Below are 1,003 nucleotides of genomic sequence, written 5' to 3'. Positions count from 1 at the left end.
CGGCGACGACGATCTTCGCGGAGGTGGTGGCGCGGGTGGGGGCGGCCGCGTTAGAGCTTGCGAAGTCCACTGAGGACCCTTTCGAGCAGCGTGACGTCGGGCTGGTTTCCGGATTCGCCGCCGGAAGCGGGCTGGTGGATGGCGACGAGGCCGGCCTCGGCCAGGTCGGCCACGAGGATGCGGGCCACCCCCAGAGGAAGGGCGAGCAGGGCCGACACCTCGGCGACGGACTTGACCTCCGTGCACAGGGTGCAGATCCGCTGGTGCTCGGGGAGCAGGGTGGCCAGGCGCTGCGGGTCGACGTTGGCGGAGACGAGTGCCTCCAGCGCCAGTTCGTAGCGCGGCCGGGTGCGTCCGCCGGTCATCGCGAACGGCCGGATCAGCGGGCCCGAGTCGTACTCGTCCTCGAACTCCTCGACGTGCCCCGGCTCTTCGGCCGGCGGTCGGCCGGGTCCGTGGCCGGGGGCGTGCCCCGGTGCCGGGTAGCCGGGCGGCGGGGCGTCGAACGAGGGCTGCGGCTGGGCGTACTGGCCGTACTGGTCGGGCGCGTACGGCTGGCCGTACTCGTGCCGGCCGTACTGCTGGCCGTACTGCCGGCCGTGCTGCGGCCGGCCGTACTCCTGACCGTGGCCGACGACGCCGGGTGCTCCGAAGGCGTCATGGCCTGTGCCAGGGTACGGAACGCCGTACTGGCCGCTACGGTCGTCGGGCGGTGTCACGGTTCCTCTCCTCACAAGGTGCGGCGGTGCGGTGCGAGCTCGGGCGCAGGTCCTGAGCCGGTGGTGCGAAGGCCGTACAACGTCCGAACCCGAGCCCGCCGAAGCGGGCCCGGGACGGGCGTGGAGGTGCTTCGAATACCTGGACGGTATCCGACGGACCGTCAGTGCAGGAGACTGCCCTGGAGTTCCGCGCGGAGTGCGGGGGTGAGGACGGCGCCGGCCCGGTCGACGAGCAGGGCCATTTCGTATCCGACGAGGCCGATGTCGGAGTCGGGGGAGGCGAG

The 1,003-nt window shown here is 72.4% G+C and carries 1 protein-coding gene and 1 pseudogene; both read right to left on the bottom strand.

Translation table 11 applies throughout. The features are described from left to right. Nucleotides 1-50: 50 nt before the first annotated feature. Nucleotides 51-719 (bottom strand): DUF742 domain-containing protein, encoded by a 669-nt coding sequence (locus AB0P06_RS36935; RefSeq protein WP_363615400.1) that lies wholly within the window; start codon nt 717-719, stop codon nt 51-53. Nucleotides 720-880: 161 nt separating this feature from the next. Then, nucleotides 881-1,003 (bottom strand): annotated as a pseudogene (locus AB0P06_RS36930) (roadblock/LC7 domain-containing protein); the annotation flags it as partial.

It is taken from the genome of Kitasatospora sp. NPDC088351 (assembly GCF_040685575.1).
Classification (GTDB): domain Bacteria; phylum Actinomycetota; class Actinomycetes; order Streptomycetales; family Streptomycetaceae; genus Kitasatospora.
Note: the sequence above shows the minus strand (reverse complement) of the source record. Positions and strands in the feature narration are given on the sequence as shown.